Genomic DNA, 19,380 nt, shown 5'->3' with positions numbered 1-19,380 from the left:
GTCAGACCTTCGGGGTTTCGACGATGACGTTCGTGGCCTTGACGACGGCGACCGCGAGGGAGCCGGGCTGCAACGCGAGGTCGCGCACCGCCTCGGCCGAGAGCAGCGAGACGACCCGATGCGGCCCCGCCTGGATGTCGACCTGCGCCATGACGCCGTCGACCTGCACGCGCGTGACGAGCCCGACGAAGCGATTGCGCGCACTGGAGAGCACATCGGTGGGGTCGGATGCCGCATGGGCGAGCTCGACCGCGAGCGCCGCGAGCTTGTCACCCGGCACGCGGGTGGGGGTGTCCCCCGTGGTGGGAAGAGTGCCCGCGTCGATCCACCGGCGAACCGTGTCGTCACTCACCCCCACGAGACGAGCGGCTTCAGAGACGCGATAGCTGTCCACGCGGTGAGACTATCACCGCATCTGCGGACGAATACTCCTGAATCATCCGCACTTGCGTGATCAGAGGCCTTCCGTGGCCTCGCCCGTCGCGACCGACTCCGGGATCTCACCCGGCCGGAACCGCGGCAGCCGGCTGGCGGGCAGGATCGCCACGGCGCTGACGCCCGCGAGCACGAGCAGACCGAGCTTGAGCGCGCGCAGGCGCGCCTCCTCGTTCACGACGATCGCGGCGTCGACCTGGGCGGGCGTCGCGTCGGTGGTCTCGAGCACGTCGCGCAGCCGATCGTTGCTCACGAAGTTGGTGCGATCGAGATCGACCTGCTCGACGAGCTGCGGCGGCAGCTCGGGATGCTCCGCGAGCGCCGAGACGACGTTGACGCTCAGGATGCCGACCAGCAGGGCGCCCGCGACGGCCGTGCCGACAGCGGACGCGAGATTCTGCGTCGTGCCGCGCACCGACCCGACATCGCCCGCGAGCTCCTTCGGCGACGCCGTCACCAGGACGTTGAAGACGAGGGTCACGAGGGCGCCCTGACCGACGCCGAAGACGAACAGCCCGAGGATCGTGGGCAGCGTCTCCCAGTTGTTGGTGACGACCACGGCGAGCCACACGAGCGCGATCGTGGTGAGGCCGAACGAGAACATGCCGATCGTGCGCGGCGGGAACCGGCGATAGAACCGCACGACGAGCATCGCCGTGACGAACACCGTGAGGTTGAACGGCAGCATCGCGAGCGACGTGTCGAAGGGCGTGCGACCCTGCACGATCTGGATATACAGCGGGATCGCGAAGTTCAGCGCCGCCTCGAGTCCGACCACGACGAACATCGCAGCCACGGCCGCGCGCTCACGCGACGAGGCGAACACCGACAGGCTCACGAGCGGGACCTTTCCGGCCTTCGTCCGGCGGCGCGTCCACACGAAGAACAGCTGCACGAGCACGATGCCGACGACGACCAGCACGGGTGCCGGTGACAGACCGACGACGTCGAACGGGGCGTCCGCCTCGGCCGTCACGAGGCCCCAGGCGTTGAGGTTGTTGACCCCGAGCGTGAGGGCGACGATGCCCAGGCCGATCAGCAGCGCCCCGACGACGTCGATCGTGATGTCCCGGTTGCCCCGTGCGCTGCGCAGGCGGAAGCTGAGCGCGAACACCGCCACGGCGAGCACGAGCACGACGACGAACACCTGCCGCCAGCCCACGAACGTCGCGAGCGCTCCTCCGATGAGGAACGCGCTGACGCCGGCGAGCGCGCGTGCCGACCCGAGGGACCCGATCGCGGCCTCCTGCTGCCGGCCGCGGTAGTTCTCGGCGATGAGCGCGACGAGCGACGGGACGATGATCGCCGCCGATGCGCCCGCGAGCGCCTGCGCGAGGATGACCCACTCGACGGAGGGCGCGAACACCATGAGCGCCGCCGATATCGCGAAAAGCGCGACGACGACGCGGAACATGACGACCCAGCCCACGCGCTGCCCGATCTTCGCCCCGACCATGACGAGCGCCGCGACGACGAGTCCGTACGTGACGATGGCGGTGCTGACGTCGGTGGGTGGGACGCCGAACGTGTCGACCATGCCGCCCAGCGACACCGGGAGCGCCGAGACGTTGTACGACATCAGGATCTGCGCGAGGAAGAGGCCGATCATCGGCACCCACGATGCGCGGGTCTCGTTCGCGGCATCCGTCTTCATCGTGCGCTTCCCTCCGCGCTGCGGGCGGACCGGTGCGGGTCGGACGCGAAGACGTTCAGGCCCAGCGCGCGGGACAGGTACGCCGTCGCGATCTGCCCCCGTACGCTGTTGCCCGCGCTGTCGAGGGGCGGTGAGAACGCGCCGATGCCGACCTTGCCCGGTGCGATCGTCACGAGGCCGCCCGAGACGCCCGACTTGCCCGGCAGGCCGATCTCGAACAGCCACTCACCCGATCGCTCGTACAGGCCGCTCGCCGCGAGCACCGCGAGGGTGTCGCGGCAGACGTCGGCGGCGACGACGCGTTCGCCCGTGATCGGGTTCACGCCGCCGTCGGCGAGAGTCGCGCCCATGACGGCGAGGTCTCGCGCGTCGATCAGGACGGAGCACTGGCGCGTGTACACGTCGACGACCTCGAAGGGGTCCTCCGTGATCCGGCCGTAGCTTTCGAGCAGCTGCGCGATCGCGCGGTTGCGGTGGTTCGTCGCCGTCTCGGACCGGTACACCTCCTCGTCGACCTCGAGAGGCCGGCCGGCGAAGCGCGACAGCCCCGTGAGGATGCCGGCCCACTTCTGATCGGCGCTCTCCCCCGGCATGAGCGCCGTCGTCGCGATCGCGCCGGCGTTGACCATGGGATTGCCGGGGTGTCCATCACCGAGCTCGATCGCGAGCAGGGAGTCGAAGGCGGCGCCGGTGTTGTTGACGCCGACGACGTCGAGCACCTTGTCGTGACCGAGCTCGTCGCACAGCAGCGCGTAGACGAAGGCCTTCGAGATCGACTGGATCGAGAAGAGCGCGCGGGTGTCGCCCGCCTCGTGCGTGCCGCCGTCGACATCGACGACGCACACTCCGAAACGGCGCGGATCGGCAGCCGCGAGCGCGGGGATGTAGTCGGCGACGTGCCCCTCATCGTGGCCGGCGGCCCGCTCGTGCGCGGCAGCGAGCACATCGTCGATGCGGCGCCCCGCGGGCACCTCGCCGGTGTCGACGACCTGCTCGACGTCGGCGACATCCAGTTCGCTCTCGCGCACGATCCCGAGACTAGCGGCGCTGTTCGCGCGCCGGAACGGCCTTCGTCGCAGCGGATGAGCCGTACCCTGGCTGCTATGGCGATTCCTCCCCTCGTCGAGCCCGTCGACGTCCTCGACGATGCCGAGGCCCTTCGCACCGCACGTCACCGCGTGCTCGCGGGATTCGGCGACATCGCACAGCGGCGGCTCGCCGCGGCGCACGTCGCCGTGGTCGGCGCCGGAGGCCTGGGCTCTCCCGTCGTGCTCGCCCTCGCCGGCGCCGGGGTGGGCACCATCTCGATCGTCGACGACGACCTCGTCGAGGCATCCAATCTGCAGCGTCAGGTCATGCACCGGGTCGCCGACATCGGGGCGCGCAAGGTCGACTCGGCCGTGCGCATCGCCGCAGATCTGTCCCCCACGACGCGCGTGCGTCCGATCCACGAGCATCTGACCCTCGCCAACGCCGCGGAGCTGCTCGCGGGCGCCGATGTCGTGATCGACGGAACGGACACGTTCGAGACACGCGAAGCCGTCGCCGCCGGATGCGACGCGCTCGGCGTGCCGCTCGTGTGGGGCGTCGTGCAGGAGTTCCACGCTCAGGTCACGGTGTTCTGGTCGCGTCCGCCCGAGGGCGTGCCGACCGTCGGCCTGGCGGACCTGTACCCGCCGGGCTCCATGGGCGGCGTCCCCAGCTGTGCGGCCGTCGGTGTGCTCGGCACCCTGTGTCTGCAGACGGGCAGTCTGCTCGCCACCGAGGCGATCAAGCTCCTCACCGGCGTCGGCGAGCCGGCCCTCGGGCGCGTGCTCGTCGTCGATGCCCTCCGCGGCCGCGTCGACGACGTGCCGCTGCGGCCCGCGCGGTCGACCGCCGCACCGGTCGCCGCCGATCCGGCGCACCCGGGCCGCGTCCCGCCCGCGATCCCCCAGCTCGATCCCGAGCAGACGCGCGCCGCGCGGGCCGCGGGGGCCACGCTGGTCGACGTGCGCGAACCGCACGAGACGGCGCTGGGCACGATCGACGGCAGCATCGAGGTGCCCTTGGCGACGCTCCTGTCCGAACCGGCGCTCGCGGGCGCCGGTCCCGTCGTCGTCGTGTGCCAGGTCGGGGCGCGCGCGCAACGCGCCGCGCACACCCTCGTCGCCGCCGGCATCCCCGCGTCGGTCCTCGCGGGCGGCATCGAGGCGTGGCAGCGCGAGGAGCCGGTGTGAGCGCGCTGCGGTCGATCGCCGACCACCTCGCCGCCGTCCTGACCGCGGTCACGCCCGTCGACGCCGGGATCCACCCGGTGAGCCGGGCTCACGGGCGGATCCTGCGCGAGCCGGTGCGAGCGGCCGTCGACATCCCGGTGTTCGACAACTCGGCGATGGACGGGTTCGCCGTGCGCCACGAGGACGTCGCCGCCGCATCCCCGGAGTCTCCGATCACCCTGCGCGTCGTCGCCGATGTCCCCGCCGGAACCGCCCTGGATCCGCCTCTCGCACGCGGCGAGGCGGCGCGGATCATGACGGGCGCTCCCCTGCCCGCCGATGCCACGGCGATCGTGCCCTTCGAAGACACCCGCGGCGGGCTGGCCGACTCCCTGCGCGAGATCACCGTCCTGAAGGCTCCGAAGGCGATCGGCGCGCACATCCGGCGTCGCGGCGAAGACGCCCTCGCCGGCGACGAGCTGATGCCCGCCGGAGTGCGGGTGGATGCCCTGCAGGCCGCGGCTGCGGCCGCCGCCGGGGTCGCCATGGTCGCCGTGAGCCGGCGTCCGCGCGTGGCTGTCGTCTCGACGGGTTCCGAACTCGTCGCGCCGGGCTCCGTCCTCTCGCGCGGGCAGATCCCCGAGTCCAACAGCGAACTGCTCGCCGGCCTCACCGCCGAAGCCGGCGCCGACGTCGTGCTGCGAACGAGCGTGTCCGACGACGGCGACGGACCGCGTCACGCGATCGCCGAGGCCGAACGGCTCGGCGCCGACGTCGTCGTCTTCTCGGGCGGAGTGAGCGCGGGAGCATACGAGGTCGTCAAGAATACGCTGGGCGACGTCATGACCTTCACGAAGATCGCGATGCAGCCCGGCAAACCGCAGGGTTTCGGCCGCACACCGTCGGGAATCCTGCTGTTCGGGCTGCCCGGCAATCCCGTGAGCGCCGCCGTGTCGTTCGAGGTGTTCGTCAGGCCCGCCCTGCTGGCCCTGCAGGGTGCCGCCGCTCTCGCGCGCCCCGTCCTCACGATCGCCGCCGCGAACGGATGGCGCACGCCACCGGGCCGAACCCAGTACCTGCCCGTCGCGATCGATCGCACCGACCCGCGAGCCTGGCGCGCCGTGCCCGTCACCCGTGGCGGCTCGCACCTGGCGGGTGGTCTCGGGCGCGCCGACGCGTACGCGGTCGTGCCCGCGCACGTCGGGGCAGTCGAGGCGGGAGACCTCGTCGATGTCATGCTGATCTCATGAGCTTCACGCACCTCGATGCCGCGGGCCACGCCCGCATGGTGGACGTCACCGAGAAGCAGCCGACCATCCGCTCCGCGACGGCGCGCGGGCTGGTGCGGTGTGCGCCCGAAGTCGTCGCGGCCCTGCGCGACGGCTCGGTCCCGAAAGGCGACGTGCTCGCCGTCGCCCGGATCTCGGGCATCCAGGCGGCCAAGCGCACGCCCGACCTGCTGCCGCTCGCGCACGTCATCGGCGTGCACGGCGCGACCGTGGACCTCGCCATCACCGATGAGGGCGTCGCGATCGAGGCCAGCGTGCGCACCGCCGACCGCACCGGCGTCGAGATGGAAGCGCTCACGGCCGTGACGGTCGCGGCACTGGCCGTCGTGGACATGGTGAAGGCGCTCGACAAGGGCACGTCGATCGAAGCCGTGCGCATCGTGCGCAAGACGGGCGGGAAGAGCGGCGACTGGGTGCGGCCGGGCGAAGAATGACCCGTCCGGCGGTGCGCCGAGCACAACGGCGTCGCCGACGAATGGTCCCTACACGATGACCACGTTCGGCGCCATCCTCGTCGCGGGCGGACGCGCCTCACGCGTCGGCGGCGCGACCAAGCCGCTCTTCGAGGTCGGCGGACGCACACTCCTCACGACGGCCGTCGAGGCCGTGCACGCGATCGACGCCGACCCCGTCATCGTCGTCGCCCCCGTGCTCGACACGGCTCTGGCCGTCACGTGGGTGCGCGAGGACCCGCCCTTCGGCGGACCCGCCGCGGGCATCGTCGCGGCGCTCGAGACGTGGCCGGAGGGGAGCGACCCCGACTGGACGGTGCTGCTCGCATGCGACCTCCCCTCGGCCGACGCCGCCGTGCAGCGGCTCGTGACGGACATGATGCTCCTCCCCGCCGACATCGACGGCGTGTGCCTCGCCGACGCGTCGGCGCGTCCGCAGTGGCTCATCGGCGTCTACCGCACGGCGAAGCTGCGCGCGGCGGCATCCGCTCTTGCGGACCGCGGGCGGGACGCCCCCGTGCGCGCCCTGGTCGACGATCTCGCGCTCGCGGTGATCAGCGTCGCTGACGCGCTCACCCGCGACGTGGATACGTGGGAGGATCTTGCCCGAGCCCGATCCGAGCGCACACCGACCGAGGAGGCACCGTGAGCGAGTCCCGCACCCTTCCCCCCGAAGCCCTCGACGACTGGGCGACGGCGCTGCGTGCGCAGTTCGATCTCGCGCCCGAGGATCTGCCGATCGCGCTCATCCTCGACCTCGCGCGGGATGTCGCGGTCGGTGTCGCGCGCCCCGCCGCTCCGTTCAGCGCGTTCGTCGCGGGCCTCGTCGCGGGACGCGCGGGCGGTTCCCCCGCCGACACGCGCGCGGCCGTCGAGACCATCACGGCCCTCGCCGCGGACTGGGAGGCATGATGTCGCGCGTGCGCTACTTCGCCGCCGCCGAGGAGATGGCAGGCGTCGCGGAAGAGACCCGTGGCGAAGCGACCCTCGGCGACCTGCGCGCCGCCCTCGCGACCGAACGGCCCGGGCTCGGCGGCATCCTTCCCCGCTGCGCCGTGCTCGTCGGCGGCTCCCGCGTCGACGACGACACGCCACTCGGCGCCGACGACCTCATCGACGTGCTGCCGCCCTTCGCGGGCGGCTGACCGGCGACCGGCGCGCGTCGCCCGTCGCCCCTGACGTCGAGCCGTACCGTTTCCGCCGAACCCGACGTCGACGACGTTCGGTTCGACGGGAAGGGTCAGGTTCGATGAAGCGACCGAGCGCCCGAGCGACCGAGCGACCGAGCGACCCAGCGTCCGAGCGCCCGACCGACCGAACGCCCGCACGACCCAGCGACCGAGCGCCCGAACGACCCAGCGCCGAGCGCCCAGCGCCCAGCAGCAGAGACGCCGCCCGGAGCGCACCGACGGTCAGCCGCCGATGCCCTTCCACGCGGTCGTGCCGTCGGACTCGACCTGGCGCTTCCACACCGGCAGCTCGCGCTTGATCGCCTCGATGACGTCGCGGCAGACGGCGAACGCCTCGGCCCGGTGGGGCGATGCGACAGCGATGACGACCGCGAGGTCTCCGACCTCGAGCCGGCCCACCCGATGCGACACGGCGACGATCGCCTGCGTCGAGCCGATGCACGATGAAGCGATGCCGTCCAGCGTCGCCTCGGCGTCGGGATGCGCGCTGTATTCGAGGGCGACGACGGCGGTTGCGGCATCCGGATCATGATCGCGCACGCGGCCGATGAAGGTCGTCACGGCACCCGCGGTCGGGTCCTCGACAGCGTCGAGGTGCGCGGCGATGTCGAGAGGATCGGCGCTGATGCGCGCGAGACGGACAGCGCTCATGCGTGGTCTCCTCCGGCGAGCTGGTCGATGACGTGCCGCGCGACGGAGAGCACGACGGGGATTCCGGATGCCACGGCCCCCGGCGACCCGGGAAGGTTCACCACGAGCGCCCCGGCCGACACCCCCGCCCGGCCGCGCGAGAGCATTCCGGCCGGCTTCTCGAGGACGCCGATGCGGCGGATCTCCTCGGCGATCCCCGGCACGTCGCGCTCGATGACGCGCGCCGTGCCCTCGGGAGTCTCGTCGCGGGGCGAGAGGCCCGTGCCGCCCGTCGTGACGACGAGTGCGGCGCCGTCGGCGAGCGCTGCGCGCAGCGCCGCCTCGACGGTGTCGGCGCCGTCCGCCACGACGACGGCGTCGCCGCACGCGAACCCGGCGTCGCGCAGCGCCGCGACGGCGATCGGTCCGCTCGCGTCGTCCCGGACGCCGGCCGCCGAACGATCCGAGACGGTCACGACGACGGCGAGGTGCGGCATCCCCTCAGCCTACGATCCACGTCGCTGAAGTCGCACGACGACCGACTTCGAGGTCGGCGTGCCACTGACGTCGGCGACCGAGTCGAGCGGCACGAGGACGTTCGTCTCGGGATAGTACGCCGCCGCGTTGCCGCGCGGCGTCGGATACGCCACGATGCGGAAGGCCTCGGCCGTGCGCTCCTCGGTCCGCCCCGCGGCATCCGTCCACTCGGACACCAGATCGACGATCTCACCGTCGGCGAAGCCGAGGTTGCGGATGTCGTCGGCGTGCACGAGCACGACGCGGCGGCCGCCGTGGATGCCCCGGTAGCGGTCGTCCTTGCCGTAGATCGTGGTGTTGTACTGGTCGTGCGAGCGCAGCGTCTGCAGCAGCAGGCGCCCCGGCGGGATGCGGGGATACTCCAGCGGATTGACGGTGAACCGGGCGCGCCCATCGGCCGTGTCGAACCGGCGGGCATCGCGCGGACCGTTCGGCAGCCGCAGCGTCGCCCCCTTCGCGATGCGCGCCTCGTAGTCGTCGAACCCGGGCACGACGCGCTCGATATGCGTGCGGATGCGCGCGTAGTCCGTCTCGAGCGCGGCCCAGTCCGCTCGGGGCGCGTTGGCTCGCACCGGCCGGCTCCCCTGCGCCCGTGGCGCCTCATCGCGCGCGCCGAACAGCAGCTCGCACAGCCGCGCGACGATCGCGACCTCGCTCAGCATGTCGTCGGCGGGCGGCGCGAGGCGCCCGCGCGACGCGTGCACGGCGCCCATCGAGTCCTCGACCGTGACCCGCTGCTCGCGCCCCGCCCGCCGGTCGCGGTCGGTGCGGCCCAGCGTCGGCAGGATGATCGCCCGTCGACCGGTCACGACGTGGGAGCGGTTGAGCTTCGTCGACACCTGCACGGTGAGGTCCACCCGCGCCATCGCCTCCTCCACGACCGCCGTGTCGGGCGTCGCCGAGATGAAGTTGCCGCCCATCGCCATGAAGAACCGCACGCGTCCGTCGCGCATCGCGCGGATCGCCTCGACCGTGTCGTAGCCGTGCTCGCGCGGGGCGCTGAAGCCGAACTCCGCGTCGAGGGCGTCGAGGAAGGACGCCGAGGGCTTCTCGTAGATGCCCACCGTGCGATCGCCCTGCACGTTGGAGTGACCGCGCACGGGGCACACTCCCGCGCCCGGGCGCCCGATGTTGCCCTGCAGCAGCAGGACGTTCACGACGTCGCGCAGCATCGGCACGGAGTGCTTGTGCTGCGTGAGCCCCATCGCCCAGCACACGATCGTCGCCTTCGAGGCCCGTACGGCCTCGCCGACGCGGCGCAGCTCGGCTTCGGACAGGCCCGTCGCGGCGACGAGGTCGGGCCACGCGGCATCCGTCATCGCCTGTCGGTACGCGTCGAAGCCGCTCGTGTGCTGCGCGATGAAGTCGTGGTCCAGCGCATCGGTCGCCGGGTCCGCCGAAGCCTCGAGCAGGTGCTTGCCGATCGCCTGGAAGAGCGCCTGATCACCGCCGAGCCGGATCTGCACGAACTCGTCGGCGAGCTTCGTGCCGCCGAGGATCATCCCCTGCACGGTCTGCGGATTCTCGAACCGGACGAGACCTGCCTCGGGCAGCGGGTTGACGGCGATGATCGTCGCGCCGCGCTTCTTGGCCTTCTCGAGCGCCGACAGCATGCGCGGATGGTTGGTGCCGGGATTCTGGCCCGCGATGATGAGCAGATCGGCCTCGTGGACGTCTTCGATCGAGACGGTGCCCTTGCCGATCCCGATCGTCTCGGTGAGCGCCGAGCCGCTCGACTCGTGGCACATGTTCGAGCAGTCCGGCAGGTTGTTCGTGCCGATCCCGCGCACGAGCAGCTGGTACAGGAACGCCGCCTCGTTCGAGGTGCGACCCGACGTGTAGAACGCCGCCTCGTCCGGGTCGTCCAGCGCCGCAATCGCGTCGGCGATCTCGCGCAACGCGTCATCCCACTCGATCGGCCGATAGTGCGTCGCACCCTCGTCGAGGATCATCGGATGCGTCAGTCGCCCCTGCTGCCCCAGCCACCAGTCGTCGTGCCCGGCGAGCTCGTCGATCGAGTGCGCCGCGAAGAACTCCGGCCCCACGCGGCGCAGCGTCGCCTCCTCGGCGACGGCCTTCGCGCCGTTCTCGCAGAACTCGGCGAGATGGCGCTTGTCCTCTTCGGGCCATGCGCACCCCGGACAGTCGAACCCGTCCTTCTGATTCACCCGCAGGAGCGTCTGCGCCGAGCGCACGACACCCATCTGCTCGGCGGAGATCTGCAGCGCGTGCAGGACGCCGGGTATGCCGACGGCCACGCGCTTGGGCTTCGAGACGCGCACGCGCGATTCGTCGATGTCGGACACCGGGGGCTTCTTCACCATGCCCCCAGGCTAGGACCTCCCGGGAGCGTCGGGCTCGCGCTCAGCCGGCGGGTGCCCGCGCGGGAGCGCGCCCCGGGATCGGCACGGTTCGGGGCCGTCAGCGGCGGCCCGTGCCGAAGATCCCGCGGATGACGCCGTCGAGGACGGTCCGCGTCGACCGCGATCCGAGGATCTGCTCGAGCCCGGATTTCGGCGCCCGGCTCGAGGTGCGGGCCGAGCCGCTCGTCTTCTTGAGGAGCCGCTCGTACTCCTTCTGGGCCCTGCGGTCGGCATCCGCCTGCGCTTTGTCGATCGCCGCCCGCTGCCTGGCGAGCTCGGCGTCGATCTTCGCCTTCTCCAGCTCAGCCTCGGCTGCGGCGGCCGCGTCGTCGGCGGCGCGCATCTTGGCGGCGAGGATCTCGCGCGCCGATTCCCGGTCGATCGGTGTGCCGTAGGCCGCGAGCAGCGGCGACGCCTTCACGGCCGCCTCGATCGCGGGATCCGGCGTGGGCGACATGAGTCCCTGCGGTGCGCGCAACCGAGTCCAGGCGACGGGCGTCGGTGCGCCCTTCTCGCTCATCACCGTCACGATGGCCTCGCCCGTGCCGAGCTCTTGCAGCACGCGCTCGAGGTCGTAGCCGGACTTCGGGTAGGTGCCGACCGCCGCGCGAAGCGCTTTGGCGTCGTCGGGCGTGAACGCGCGCAGCGCGTGCTGGATGCGCGACCCCAGCTGCGCGAGCACGTCGGCCGGCACGTCCTTCGGGGTCTGCGTCACGAAGAAGACGCCGACGCCCTTCGAGCGGATGAGCCGGACGGTCTGCGTGATCGCGGCGATGAAGTCCTTCGAGGCATCCCTGAACAGCAGGTGCGCCTCGTCGAAGAAGAAGACGAGCTTCGGCTTGTCGAGATCGCCGACCTCGGGGAGGATCTCGAAGAGCTCGGCGAGCAGGTACATCAGGAACGTGGAGAACAGCGCGGGCTTGTCGATGACACCGGGCACTTCGAGCAGGCTGATGACACCGCGGCCGTCGGGCGCCGTGCGCAGGAAGTCGCGCACGTCGAACTCGGGTTCGCCGAAGAAGACGTCCGCGCCGTCGTCGGCGAACGTGATGAGCTGGCGCAGGATGACACCCGCCGTCGCCGCCGAGAGGCCCCCGAGCCCCTTGAGCTCGGCCTTGCCGTCGTCGCTCGTGAGATAGCTGAGCACGGCCCGCAGATCAGACAGGTCGACGAGGGCGAGCCCGTTCTGATCGGCGTAGTGGAAGACGAGGCCGAGGCTCGACTCCTGCGTCTGATTGAGCCCGAGCACCTTGCTCAGCAGCAGGGGGCCGAATCCGCTCACGGTCGCGCGCACCGGAACGCCCTTGCCGACACCGCCGAGGGCGAAGTACTCCGTGACGGATGCCGCGGGGGTCCAGTCCTGGCCGATGGCCCGGGTGCGCGCGAGGAGCTTGTCGCTGGCCTCGCCCGGCGTCGCGACGCCGGACAGATCCCCCTTGATGTCGGCGGCGAACACGGGGACGCCCTTCGCCGCGAGCTGCTCGGCGAGGCCCTGGAGCGTGCGCGTCTTTCCTGTCCCGGTCGCGCCCGCGACGAGGCCGTGACGGTTCGTCATGGCGATCGGGATGCGGATCTGCGCCGATGCGACGGGGTCGGTGTTGACGAGGGCGCCGAGCTCGAGCGTCTCGGCGTCGAACGTGTATCCCTGGACGATGGCAGCGACGGCTGCGTCATCGAGCGGGCCGGTCGCCGCCGGTTGCGGTGGGGCGCCCTCGGCGACCGTCGACAACTCAGGAGAATCCGGCGGTTTCGGCGCCCGCGGCTCGTGGGCGGTCGATTCATCCGGAGCACCGCGCACCGGCGACTCGGCGGGAACCCCCGCCCGGGCCTTCGCGGCCTCGGCCTCGGCCGCGGCGAGCGCGGCCCTCGCCTGGGCGACCTTGAGCTGGGCCTCGGCGGCTTCCGCCTCGGCCCGCAGGCGTGCGAGTTCGGCTTCGGCGACGGCGTCCGGCTCGGTCATGCGCACAGCCTAGCGACGCGCCGCATGCGTCCCCCGGCCTACCGCCCGACCGCGAGGCTCGGCCGCGGTTCTTCGCGTGCGAGGAGCCGCCACATCGCGGCAGCGACGATGAGCGCCGCCCCCGTCCCGAGGAGCGCGCCGCCGGCGGTGTCGCTGAGCCAGTGCGCGTGCAGCACCGTCCGGCTGAGCGCCATGAGCAGCACCCACGCCACCCCCAGAATCAGGACAGCCACGCGCGGGAAGAGCACGACGAGCGCCGTCGCGAGCGTCGCGGCACCGGCCACGTGCCCCGACGGGAACGAGCCGAAATCGGTGATGATGATGATGTCCTCGGGCCGGTCCCGGCCGAACACGCGCTTGAGCACCTGCACGAGCGCCGCCGACGCCGCCTGCGCCAGGATGAAATACGCGGCCGACCAGGGTCGTCGCAGCAGAAGCAGCACGAGGGCGCCGCCCAGCGGCACGACGAGGACGGCGAACCACCCCCCGCCGAGAAACGCCATGACGAGCGAGAAGCTCGACAGCGCTGAGCCCTCGGCGCCCGCGAGGACGCCGTTCCACCACGCGTCGACGGCGAAGGGTCCGTTGCCCTGCGCGAGCACCCACGCGCCGAGCGCGCACGAGAGCGACACGAGCACGAGTCCCCACACGAGGAACGGCACCGTGGGCGAGGCGACGTTGCGTTGCTCAGCCGGCATTACCCCATTGTGCCGGGCCGGATGCGAGGATGCTGCCATGATCCGCGTGCTCGACATCGTCCGCGCCATGATCGCCCCGCTCACACGCACACGTGCGTTCCGCGCCGCCGGGCCGCGGCTCATGCCCCGGCTCGAGCGCGCCTTCGCCCGGATCACGGGAGGCCGCGTCCCGATCAGCGGGCTGCTCGTCCCGTCGCTCGTGCTGCACACGACGGGCGCGCGTTCGGGCGAGCCCCGCGAGGCGGCGCTCATGTACACGCCCGACGGCGAGGGCCGTGCGATCGTCGCGGGCACCAACTTCGCCGGCGGACGCCACCCGGCCTGGACGACGAATCTCCTCGCCCACCCCGACGCGGCCATCACCGTGCGCGGCAGACGGATGCCCGTTCGAGCCGCGCCGATCCCCGATCACGAGAAGGATGCCGCGTGGGCGCGGATCGAAGCGCAATGGCCCGGATACCGCTCGTACGAGCGCAGCTCGGGTCGCGTCGTGCGACTGTTCCGGCTGCAGCCCGTCCGCCGCTGACTACGGAGCGAGCTGCCCGACGGTGCGGGGACGCACGATGAGCCACAGCGCCAGAACGGCGATCGCCGAGCAGCCGACCATGACGGCGGCCATCGTCGTGGCCGTGATTCCGGCGTCGTTCGCGATCCACCCCACGAGCGGCGAGACGAGACCCGCAACGCCGAAGTTGGTCGCTCCGATGATCGACTGCGCCGTGCCCGCGGCTTTCCCGTGCCGGTCGAGCGCGAGCACCTGCACGCACGGGAACGTGAAGCCGCACGCCGTCATGAAGACGAACAGCGGCACGACCGTGCCCCACAGTCCGAGCCCGAGCTGATCGGTGACGACGATGGCGGATGCCGCGGCCAGGAGCACGACGGTGGACCACGCCATGACCCACTGCGGCCCGAAGCGTGCCGCGAGGCGCGACGCCGTCTGCACGCCGATCACGACGCCGACGGAATTGGCGGCGAAGAGGAGCCCGTACTGCTGGGGGTCGAAGCCGTACGTCCCCTGGAACAGGAACGACGATGCCGACAGGTACGAGAACAGCCCGCTGAAGGTCATGCCCCCGATGACGAGGACGCCGAGGAACACCCGGTCGCCCAGCACGCTGCGATACCGCTGCCACACGGTCGTCGTCCCCTTCTCGCTGCGCCGCGCGGGCGGCAGCGTCTCGGGGATGAACACGACGGCCGAGATCAGCATGAGCGCGCCGTAGGCGGCCAGCACGATGAAGATGCCGCGCCACGGCATGACGAGCAGCAGCGCAGACCCGGCGAGGGGCGCGAGCACGGGGGCGACACCCGACACGAGCGCGAGCCGCGACAGCATCACGACCAGCCGCCGTCCGCCGAACAGGTCGCGCACGACAGCGGCTGCCACGACGCCGCCCGCGGCAGCGCCGGCTCCCATCAGCACGCGCGTGACGGCGAGCAGCTCCAAAGTCGGTGCGAAGGCGGCCGCGGCGCTCGCCACGACGTGCAATGCCGTGACGGCCAGCAGCGGGATGCGCCGGCCGACCTTGTCGCTGAGGGGCCCGACGATGAGCTGGCCGAGGGCGAAGCCGATCATCGTGCCCGTGAGAGTCAGCTGGATGGCGGCCGATGTCGTCTGGAAGTCGGCCTCGAGCACGGGGAAGGCGGGCAGGTACAGGTCGATCGTGAACGGCCCGAGAGCCGTGAGCGCGCCCAGCAGGATGATGTAGAGCACGCGGCGACGCGTCGAGATCGCGTCGCCGGGATGCAGGACGACCGGCGCGGTAGCAGGATTCGACCCGAGGGTGCGGATCGCGCCGGTCGTGGGTGGCGGCGTCGAAGGGACGACGGGAACGGACGCGGTATCGAGCAAAGTTCTTCGTTTCAGAGGCAGCGGCGCGGCGTCCGGGATCCGGCAGGGGCGCGAGGGCATCGTCGGTCGGCTGTCACAGCGATGGCGACAACGTCGATCGAATCGATTCGAGCTTTCATGATATCGGATGCCCACCGGCCGACCGTGCATACCCCGCGATCGGACTCAGACGATCTGCGGCCGGTTCCCAGGACTTCCATCACATGCACCCGCATAGGATTGACCCGTCCGCATCCCGCGCCAGACCCGGCGCCGAGCCGAGAGCACTCGCATGTCCCCGACTCCCCCGTCCCCGTCCGAGAAGCGCACGAGCGGGAACCCCGCGACTCAGGCGAAGATCGACCTGACCGTCAAGCAGCAGCGTGAGCAGAAGCGGCAGGAGAAGCTCGCCGAGTACCAGAAGCAGCTCGCGAAGCGCAAGCGCGGCAAGGTCGTGTGGTGGACCGTGGGATCTGTCGGAGCCATCGCCGTGATCGGCGCGATCGTGGCGTCCTTCGTCTTCGCTCCGCCCCCGCCTGCGTCTTACACCGCAGGCAGTGAGGGCGCCGAGATCGAGGGCGTCGAGACCTTCACCAACACGACGACGCACGTCGAGGGCGTGGTGGAGTACGAGCAGAACCCGCCGGCCGGCGGCCCGCACAACGCCGTCTGGCTCAACTGCGGCATCTATGACGAGCCGCAGCAGAACGAGAACGCCGTGCACTCGCTCGAGCACGGTGCGGTGTGGATCACGTACGACGCCGACCTCGTGCAGGGCGAGGACCTCGACCTGCTCAAGAGCAAGCTGCCCTCGAGCTACGTCGTCCTGTCCCCCTACGAAGGTCTCGACACCCCCATCGCGCTCAGCGCGTGGAACCACCAGCTCAAGGTCGACGAGGCCGCCGATCCCCGCATCGAGGAGTTCCTCGAGGAGTACTGGCGCTCCGACCTCGTCCCCGAGCCCGGAGCACTGTGCTCGGGCGCGATCGACGGCCCCGGCAAGCAGTAGCCGTGACCGGCACGGCGGAGCCCGCGAGGGGAGCGAGACGCTGGGTGCTCATCGCCCTGGCGGTCATCGCGATCGCGGCCGTCGCCTTCGCGATCGGTCGATTCTCGACCTTCGGGCAGGCGGCATCCGTGGCCCTTCCCGATACCAACTCGCCCGAGGCGGGATTCTCTCGCGACATGCAGGCGCATCACACTCAGGCGATCGAGATGGCGATGGAGATCTACCGCAAGACCGACGACGACGAGTTGCGCATCCTGTCGTACGACATCGCGACGGCGCAATCGGCGCAGCGCGGGGAGATGTACGACTGGCTCGTGAAGTGGGGGCTGTCGCAGTCCGACGGCGCCATGATGGTGTGGATGGCGCCGCTCGGCGACGGCCACGTGCACGGCGACGGGTCGCCGCTGAGCCCTCAGGAAGCGGATGCCGCGATGGGGATGGCGACCCCCGAGCAGCTGACCGCCCTGCGCGATGCGACAGGGACCGAGGCCGACTGCCTGTTCCTCGAGCTCATGATCCGACACCACGAGGGTGCCGTGCCGATGGCGCAGGCCCTGCTCGACCTCGGCTCCGAGCCGCGCGCGCTCGCCGTCGCGCAGAGCATGAAAGATGGCCAGACGGCCGAGCTCGACGCCATGCGGTCGATGCAGGCCCGCCTCGGCTGCTCCTGACCAACCGGCGACCGGTCATCGAGTAGCGCGGAGCGCCCGACCGGTCATCGAGTAGCGCGGAGCGCGTATCGAGATGTGGGGGAGAGCATTGACGCTGCTGCGCAGCGTCAATGGCTTGCTTGCATCTCGATACGGCCGCTGCGCGGCCTACTCGATGATGAGTCACCGCGGATCAACGCTGCTTCGCAGCATTGATCCGCGGTGACTCATTTCTGCGAGCCGGCGAGGAGAGCTTGCACGAAGTAGCGCTGGAACGCGAAGAAGACGATGAGCGGCACGATCATCGACAGGAACGCCCCCGAGCTCAGCACGTCGATGTTCGATCCGAACTGGCGCAGCTGAGACTGGATCGCGACCGTCAGCGGCTGCGACTGGGAGTTGGTGAAGATGAGGGCGACGAGCATGTCGTTCCACGTCCAAAGGAACTGGAAGATCGCCAGTGAGGCGATCGCCGGCAGTCCCAGCGGCAGGATGAGCTGGAAGAAGATCCGCCAGTCCCCCGCGCCGTCGATACGCGCGGCTTCGAGCAGTTCGGCGGGCACCTGCGTGAAGAAGTTCCGCAGCAGGAAGATCGCGAACGGCAGCCCGAAGGCGACGTGGAAGAGGATCACCCCGAGCACGCTGCCGAAGATCCCGAGCGTGCCGAACAGGCGCGCGAGCGGGATCAGCGCCACCTGCACGGGAACGGCGAGCAGGATGATGACGACGATGAGCAGCCAGTCGCGACCGGGGAACTGCATCCACGCGAACGCGTAGGCGGCGCACGCCCCCAGCAGCACGACGAGCAGCGTCGAGGGCACGGCGATCACGATCGTGTTCCAGAACGAGCCCGTGATGGTGGGGTTCGAGAGCAGGTTCGCGTAGTTCTCGAGCGTCAGCTCGGCGGGCTTGGTGAAGACGGTCCACCACCCCGAGGAGGCGTTGTCTCCCGAGCTGCGCAGCGACGTGAGGAACAGGCCGATCGTCGGAATGAGCCAGAACAGCGCCACGATGATGAGCACCACGTTGACGATGCTCGAGGTGAACACACCGACGATCTTCTGCGCGGTGGTCTTCTTGCCGCGGACGATGCCGAGATCCGCTGAGGCCGCGCTCATCGACTGCGCTCCTCACGGAAGCGGCGCACGTTGATGATCATCGACGGCAGCACGAGGATCAGCAGCAGGATCGCCAGCGCCGAGCCGAGACCCTGGTTGCTGCCGCCGCCGAACGAGACGGTCCACATCTCGACGGCGATGACGTTCGCCGCCGGTTTGGAGACGCCGGGCGGTATGACGTAGACGAGGTCGAAGATCTTCAGGACGTTGATGATGAGCGTCACGATCACGACGACGAGCACGGGAGCGAGCAGAGGTGCGGTGATCTTCGTGAACACCTGCCATTCGTTCGCGCCGTCCATGCGCGACGCCTCCTGCAGCGACCGGTCCATGGCAGACAGACCCGACGCGATCATGACCATCGCGAAGCCCGCCCAGATCCAGATGTACGACAGGATGATGACCGCGTTGATGAGCGAGGGACCGAGCCAGGAGACGCCCTGGAAGCCCTCGTCGAAGTTCGTCGCCGGCAGCGCGACACGGTAGGTCTCCCCCGCCGTGAGTCCTTCGATGAGGAAGGTCCCGTCGGCTCCCGTCGTCGCGTAGCCGTGGATCGAGCCGTCGGGTGCCACGGCGTCCACGCGCACACCCGGAAGGCCGCTCTTGCCGTCGCCGATCTCGCCGTTGACGCCCCCTCCGCCCGAGACGACGTCCAGGAACACCGTTCCGGCGAGTTCGGTGTCGCCCGGCGCCGCCGCCGCGACCGCTTGCGTCGCGTCGGGCGGGATGTTCGACTGACGGATGCCGGTGAGCGGGAAGTCCTGCACGCTCCCCGGCGACAGCTCCTCTTCGGAGGCGATCGTCCCGCGGTCGGCGATGACGCCGAACCCGTCGCGCGGGGTCGCTCCCGGATAGCCCGCCTCGTTCGAGAACGCCCTGTCGACGCCGACGACGACGGCGTTGACGACGCCGAGGTTCGGGTCCTCCTGGAACATGCCGCGGAAGATGACACCCGCTGCGAGCATCGAGATCGCCATCGGCATGAAGATGATGAGCTTGAACGCCGTCTTCCACTTCAGCTTCTCCAGCAGCACGGCGAAGATGAGCCCCAGGATCGTGCACGCCAAGGGCGCCACGATCACCCACATGACGTTGTTGCGGATCGCGGTGAAGGTGCTCTCGTTCGTGAACATCGTCACGTAGTTCTCCCAGCCCACGAACGCGTCACCGCGCTGGCTGTAGAAGGACCGGATGACGGTGTAGACGATGGGATACACCACAAGCGCGCCGAGCACGACGAGCGCGGGCCCGAGGAACGACGCGAGGATGAGGGTGCGCCGCAGACGCCCCTTGCCCGGGTCACGAGCAGTCTGCTCGCTCCCCGGGCCCGGGTCCGCCGCGGTCTCGACGAGAGCGGTCACGG

20 protein-coding genes are annotated in these 19,380 nt (G+C 70.7%); 9 read left to right on the top strand and 11 right to left on the bottom strand.

Annotated elements, in window-relative coordinates; all coding sequences use genetic code 11:
• Position 1: 1 nt before the first annotated feature.
• The 3 genes from ACWICD_RS09900 to glsA are packed head-to-tail and all read right to left on the bottom strand — an operon-like array spanning position 2 to position 3,117.
• Positions 2 to 394 (bottom strand): TOBE domain-containing protein, encoded by a 393-nt coding sequence (locus ACWICD_RS09900; protein ID WP_376125376.1) that lies wholly within the window; start codon positions 392 to 394, stop codon positions 2 to 4.
• Positions 395 to 454: 60 nt separating this feature from the next.
• On the bottom strand, positions 455 to 2,089 hold the full coding sequence (locus tag ACWICD_RS09895; RefSeq protein WP_454140050.1) for an MFS transporter: 1,635 nt from the start codon (positions 2,087 to 2,089) through the stop codon (positions 455 to 457).
• The gene (gene glsA / locus ACWICD_RS09890) at positions 2,086 to 3,117 is read right to left on the bottom strand and encodes a glutaminase A (protein ID WP_454140049.1); all 1,032 of its coding nucleotides are present in this window, start codon (positions 3,115 to 3,117) and stop codon (positions 2,086 to 2,088) included. The genes ACWICD_RS09895 and glsA overlap by 4 nt, the downstream gene beginning before the upstream one ends.
• A gap of 75 nt (positions 3,118 to 3,192) precedes the next feature.
• Between glsA and ACWICD_RS09885 the strand changes: the two genes are divergently transcribed.
• Genes ACWICD_RS09885 through ACWICD_RS09860 form a run of 6 tightly spaced genes read left to right on the top strand, consistent with a single transcriptional unit; the run spans position 3,193 to position 7,173 of the window.
• Positions 3,193 to 4,308 carry a ThiF family adenylyltransferase gene (locus tag ACWICD_RS09885; protein ID WP_376125369.1) on the top strand — a complete coding sequence of 372 codons (1,116 nt, stop codon included), beginning with the start codon at positions 3,193 to 3,195 and terminating at the stop codon, positions 4,306 to 4,308.
• Positions 4,305 to 5,537: a molybdopterin molybdotransferase MoeA gene (locus tag ACWICD_RS09880; RefSeq protein WP_454140048.1), complete on the top strand. Its 1,233-nt coding sequence runs from the start codon at positions 4,305 to 4,307 to the stop codon at positions 5,535 to 5,537. Before ACWICD_RS09885 ends, ACWICD_RS09880 begins: the two co-directional genes overlap by 4 nt.
• Positions 5,534 to 6,010, top strand: coding sequence for a cyclic pyranopterin monophosphate synthase MoaC (gene moaC, locus ACWICD_RS09875; protein ID WP_376125363.1), 477 nt, complete (start codon positions 5,534 to 5,536; stop codon positions 6,008 to 6,010). The genes ACWICD_RS09880 and moaC overlap by 4 nt, the downstream gene beginning before the upstream one ends.
• Positions 6,011 to 6,065: 55 nt before the next feature.
• Complete coding sequence (gene mobA, locus ACWICD_RS09870) at positions 6,066 to 6,677, top strand: molybdenum cofactor guanylyltransferase (protein ID WP_376125360.1); 612 nt, start codon at positions 6,066 to 6,068, stop codon at positions 6,675 to 6,677.
• Positions 6,674 to 6,940, top strand: coding sequence for a DUF6457 domain-containing protein (locus tag ACWICD_RS09865; protein ID WP_376125357.1), 267 nt, complete (start codon positions 6,674 to 6,676; stop codon positions 6,938 to 6,940). Before mobA ends, ACWICD_RS09865 begins: the two co-directional genes overlap by 4 nt.
• The gene (locus ACWICD_RS09860) at positions 6,940 to 7,173 is read left to right on the top strand and encodes a MoaD/ThiS family protein (protein ID WP_376125355.1); all 234 of its coding nucleotides are present in this window, start codon (positions 6,940 to 6,942) and stop codon (positions 7,171 to 7,173) included. Before ACWICD_RS09865 ends, ACWICD_RS09860 begins: the two co-directional genes overlap by 1 nt.
• A 267-nt stretch (positions 7,174 to 7,440) precedes the next feature.
• Here the strand turns inward: ACWICD_RS09860 and ACWICD_RS09855 are convergent, their stop codons facing one another.
• The 5 genes from ACWICD_RS09855 to ACWICD_RS09835 all read right to left on the bottom strand — a co-directional run bounded on the left by ACWICD_RS09855 (position 7,441) and on the right by ACWICD_RS09835 (position 13,406).
• Positions 7,441 to 7,869, bottom strand: coding sequence for a molybdenum cofactor biosynthesis protein MoaE (locus ACWICD_RS09855; protein ID WP_376125352.1), 429 nt, complete (start codon positions 7,867 to 7,869; stop codon positions 7,441 to 7,443).
• Complete coding sequence (locus ACWICD_RS09850; protein WP_376125351.1) at positions 7,866 to 8,345, bottom strand: MogA/MoaB family molybdenum cofactor biosynthesis protein; 480 nt, start codon at positions 8,343 to 8,345, stop codon at positions 7,866 to 7,868. Before ACWICD_RS09850 ends, ACWICD_RS09855 begins: the two co-directional genes overlap by 4 nt.
• Positions 8,346 to 8,354: 9 nt before the next feature.
• The gene (locus ACWICD_RS09845; protein ID WP_376125348.1) at positions 8,355 to 10,709 is read right to left on the bottom strand and encodes an FdhF/YdeP family oxidoreductase; all 2,355 of its coding nucleotides are present in this window, start codon (positions 10,707 to 10,709) and stop codon (positions 8,355 to 8,357) included.
• Between the two features lie 97 nt (positions 10,710 to 10,806).
• Positions 10,807 to 12,708: a helicase HerA-like domain-containing protein gene (locus tag ACWICD_RS09840; RefSeq protein ID WP_454140047.1), complete on the bottom strand. Its 1,902-nt coding sequence runs from the start codon at positions 12,706 to 12,708 to the stop codon at positions 10,807 to 10,809.
• Positions 12,709 to 12,746: 38 nt separating this feature from the next.
• Positions 12,747 to 13,406 carry a phosphatase PAP2 family protein gene (locus ACWICD_RS09835; protein WP_454140046.1) on the bottom strand — a complete coding sequence of 220 codons (660 nt, stop codon included), beginning with the start codon at positions 13,404 to 13,406 and terminating at the stop codon, positions 12,747 to 12,749.
• A gap of 37 nt (positions 13,407 to 13,443) precedes the next feature.
• Between ACWICD_RS09835 and ACWICD_RS09830 the strand changes: the two genes are divergently transcribed.
• Positions 13,444 to 13,932: a nitroreductase family deazaflavin-dependent oxidoreductase gene (locus tag ACWICD_RS09830; protein ID WP_454140045.1), complete on the top strand. Its 489-nt coding sequence runs from the start codon at positions 13,444 to 13,446 to the stop codon at positions 13,930 to 13,932.
• On the opposite strand, the gene ACWICD_RS09825 is transcribed toward ACWICD_RS09830, so the two are convergent.
• Positions 13,933 to 15,261, bottom strand: coding sequence for a multidrug effflux MFS transporter (locus tag ACWICD_RS09825; protein ID WP_454140044.1), 1,329 nt, complete (start codon positions 15,259 to 15,261; stop codon positions 13,933 to 13,935).
• Positions 15,262 to 15,532: 271 nt separating this feature from the next.
• Between ACWICD_RS09825 and ACWICD_RS09820 the strand changes: the two genes are divergently transcribed.
• Together ACWICD_RS09820 and ACWICD_RS09815 are read left to right on the top strand one after the other, a co-directional pair.
• Positions 15,533 to 16,249, top strand: a complete 717-nt coding sequence (locus ACWICD_RS09820; protein WP_376125335.1) for a DUF3105 domain-containing protein — start codon at positions 15,533 to 15,535, stop codon at positions 16,247 to 16,249.
• Positions 16,250 to 16,251: 2 nt separating this feature from the next.
• Positions 16,252 to 16,920, top strand: a complete 669-nt coding sequence (locus ACWICD_RS09815) for a DUF305 domain-containing protein (RefSeq protein ID WP_376125332.1) — start codon at positions 16,252 to 16,254, stop codon at positions 16,918 to 16,920.
• Positions 16,921 to 17,126: 206 nt separating this feature from the next.
• Here ACWICD_RS09815 and ACWICD_RS09810 read toward each other — a convergent pair whose 3' ends face one another.
• Both ACWICD_RS09810 and ACWICD_RS09805 read right to left on the bottom strand, forming a co-directional pair.
• Positions 17,127 to 18,017 carry a carbohydrate ABC transporter permease gene (locus ACWICD_RS09810; protein WP_454140043.1) on the bottom strand — a complete coding sequence of 297 codons (891 nt, stop codon included), beginning with the start codon at positions 18,015 to 18,017 and terminating at the stop codon, positions 17,127 to 17,129.
• Positions 18,014 to 19,378, bottom strand: a complete 1,365-nt coding sequence (locus tag ACWICD_RS09805) for a carbohydrate ABC transporter permease (protein WP_376125327.1) — start codon at positions 19,376 to 19,378, stop codon at positions 18,014 to 18,016. Before ACWICD_RS09805 ends, ACWICD_RS09810 begins: the two co-directional genes overlap by 4 nt.
• Between the last annotated feature and the right edge of the window lie 2 nt (positions 19,379 to 19,380).

It is taken from the genome of Microbacterium sp. NPDC055357 (assembly GCF_053644835.1).
This window is presented reverse-complemented; position numbering and strand designations above follow the sequence as displayed.